Below are 2,827 nucleotides of genomic sequence, written 5' to 3'. Positions count from 1 at the left end.
CCGCTCACGTGGCATCGTGGTCAACCGATAGAGGTTCGAGAACGACGTGCTGGGCAAATCGCTGCTGCCCGCGCACATCGCAAATTGATCAATCAGCAGCGACTAACCTTGGTTGCCTGAGCCGTGAAAGTCTCCCTTTCCCGCCCATGCCTTTTGTCCAAGTTGACGTGAAGCGCGACAAGATGTCTTTCGCCATCTATCGCCGGCCGCCTTCTGTAAGCGCCTTGTTTTGACGGTCGACTCGACGGTCAAACGCGGCGACAATCTTGAGAAATCCAGTGCTCATAGGTACTTAGATAGGCAGGAGACGATTGAGTGGGGGATAGTCGCTGATAACCTGACAACCGGCCGCTTCGCATCTGTTGATTGCTCGGATGGAGGTTCGCTTATTTGTTGGTTCGATCTGATCGCCAATGTCTATGAATTCGTGCGTTGTACGGTGAGACAGATGATTCGATCGGGGAATTGCTAACTCAAGCGCTTTCCGCTTTAATGCGCACCCTGATTTGGGTGGCGGGCGCTGCAAGGCAGCGCGCGGCCTTGTTGGTACTTTTGATGGTACCAATATTGGGGAAAATTCCAGATATCCTTTATAATCAGTCGGTTGGGAGTTGGATGTGGATCCCTCTCTCTCCGCCAGTTTTGATCTAGATGCGCCTGTAGCTCAGTTGGATAGAGTGTCTGGCTACGAACCAGAAGGTCGGGAGTTCGAATCTCTCCAGGCGCGCCAACCTCCGAGGTTCGAATCCGTCATCGAAGCTGGTTGGTCAGAAAGACGTTGTCGAACTCCCGACAAATAGACAACAGACTTCGACGCCAACGCGTAGCGTTGGCGATCGCCCGTAGGGCGACGCCGCAGGGGCGAGGCGCGCTTGCGCGACGAGTAATCTCTCCAGGCGCGCCACTTTGAATTGGTCCATTCCGAGCACATCGGTAACGGTTTATGCCGGGCACATGGGTAACACTTCAGCACCGAAGGGGTTTTCGGCGCTGGCCACAGTGCGGGATTGTGTTCGACTACCGATGCACGCCGAGGTTCGTAGCCGGATCACTATACAAATACTTGCATCTATATTCAGGTATTGACATACTCCGCTAGCGAAGCCAAGGAAGCTCAAAGCGCTGTCGATAAAGCCGCTGGAGTTTCTCGGCTCTAGCCGTGACGACTTGGCCGCTATGCCAGCTACCATCCGACATGACATCGGTCTTGAGCTCATGCGGGTGCAGTTCGGTGGCCAGCCCACGAACTTCAAACCGATGTCCACGGTGGGATCGGGTGTCTATGAGATTCGTGTACGGAGGCAAGCGATGAGCAAGAAGACAGACCAACGCTTTTCCGATACCCGCCGAATCAAAGGCAGCGGTAACGTTTTCCTGGATCTTGGCTTCGACCCTGCCGAAGCCAAGGTCATGGCCCTGCGCGCCGAAGTCATGATTCGCATGGAGCGGCATTTGAAAGCGCAGGGCTGGACACAGGCGGAAGCAGCCACGCACCTCGGCATTACGCAGCCGCGTGTATCACGATTGATCAAGGGTCGGTGGCAGGATTTCAGCTTGGATATGCTGCTGACACTCGCGTCGCGCGCCGGACTGGAACCGGAAATTCGGCTGGTGGCTTGAAGCAGGTTCTCCTCGACCTGAGTGGATCTCGTACATGAGCAAGAATTCCTCGGCGGGCAGCAATGGGCACTTGCGCTATTTGGCAGCCTATCGCCGCGTCCTGCTGACCAACGTCTCCAGATCGACCGTCGAAAGAATTCCCGCGAGGAGATGAGGAGTGTTCACCGATCAGATGCTCGGTTTCATCACAAGTACACTCGTTCGAGCGCGTGGCCTTAGGGATTGGCGTCTCGAGTATCGTCGAGCTGCGCGTGAATGAACGCGCGTGCGATTTGCCAGTCGCGTTTCACGGTACGAGCCGACGTGTTCATGACGCTCGCCGCGTCGTCAACCGACAGTCCGGCGAAGAATCGCAGTTCCACGAGCTCCGCCAGGCGCGGGCTGCGCTTGGCCAGCTCATCGAGCGCTGCATCCAGAGCTAACAACGGACCGGCCGCGTCGTCAACCGGGATTTCAGCGAGTTCAATGTCGATGATCTGTGCATGGCCACCGCGCCGTTCGGCGCGCCGCGCTCGTGCGCGATCGATGGCGATATGTCGCATCGCGCGTGCCGCCACCCGGAAGAAGTGTGTGCGATCATTGAGTTCCGGTATGCCACCCGCAGTAAGCTTGAGATAGGCCTCATGCACGAGACCAGTGGCACTCAGTGTCTGCGGCGCGGAGCCTGCCAGCTGCGCGCGCGCACGCGCGCGCAGCTCGTCGTACACGAGTTCAAAGAGCGCTGGCACCGCATTCGGGTCGCCTCCTGATGCCGCCCGCAGCAAACGTGTGACGTCGCCGCTCATCGCGTCCCGGTTTGCGCCAACAATAGATCGACGTCTGTCACCTGCCGGGATTGCCGGCCGAAGCGGGCAACGAGTGCCTCGCGGGCGCTTCGCAGATAAGGTTCGGCATCTCGCCCTTTGCCGTCCGCGACGAGCGATCGACTGAGTTCGAGTGCGGCCTCGACGCGCTCTGGACTCTGCGCAGGAAACACGGCCTCGAGACGCCGCAGAGCATCGCGCTGCACGCGGACCGCGTCGGATGCGTTGCCTTCAGCGGCAGTGATACGACCAAGAACCACCTCTGTCATCGCAATCGACGGGTGATTGGCTGGCAATTTGCTCCTCTGCATCGACATGGCGCGTTCCGCCAACGGCCGTGCGGCCGTCGGGCCAGACTCGAGCAACGCGATGACTGCTTGATCGCGCAACAATTCCGCATTGTC

General features: G+C 58.5%; 3 protein-coding genes and 1 tRNA gene. 2 read left to right on the top strand and 2 right to left on the bottom strand.

Annotated features, from left to right (window positions below; translation table 11 throughout):
• Nucleotides 1-653: 653 nt before the first annotated feature.
• Both R3D51_00115 and R3D51_00110 read left to right on the top strand, forming a co-directional pair.
• Nucleotides 654-730, top strand: a tRNA-Arg gene (locus tag R3D51_00115).
• Between the two features lie 578 nt (nt 731-1,308).
• Nucleotides 1,309-1,620, top strand: coding sequence for a helix-turn-helix transcriptional regulator (locus R3D51_00110; protein MEZ5897874.1), 312 nt, complete (start codon nt 1,309-1,311; stop codon nt 1,618-1,620).
• Between the two features lie 215 nt (nt 1,621-1,835).
• Here the strand turns inward: R3D51_00110 and R3D51_00105 are convergent, their stop codons facing one another.
• Together R3D51_00105 and R3D51_00100 are read right to left on the bottom strand one after the other, a co-directional pair.
• A complete protein-coding gene (locus R3D51_00105) occupies nt 1,836-2,405 on the bottom strand; it encodes an ECF-type sigma factor (protein MEZ5897873.1) in 570 nt (189 codons plus the stop codon).
• Nucleotides 2,402-2,827, bottom strand: a 426-nt coding sequence (locus tag R3D51_00100) for a tetratricopeptide repeat protein (protein ID MEZ5897872.1), incomplete at its 5' end; no start/stop codon positions are given. The genes R3D51_00105 and R3D51_00100, both read right to left, overlap by 4 nt.

It is taken from the genome of Hyphomicrobiaceae bacterium (assembly GCA_041397645.1).
GTDB lineage: Bacteria > Pseudomonadota > Alphaproteobacteria > Rhizobiales > Hyphomicrobiaceae > Hyphomicrobium_B.
The sequence above is the reverse complement of the archived record's forward strand: the minus strand, read 5'-3'. Positions and strand labels throughout refer to the sequence as shown.

What these genes read in the sequence shown, in the direction of transcription:
- R3D51_00110 (MEZ5897874.1), top strand. Translation starts at nt 1,309, where the DNA reads ATGAGCAAGAAGACAGACCAACGCTTTTCCGATACCCGCCGAATCAAA.
- R3D51_00105 (MEZ5897873.1), bottom strand. Translation starts at nt 2,405, where the DNA reads ATGAGCGGCGACGTCACACGTTTGCTGCGGGCGGCATCAGGAGGCGAC.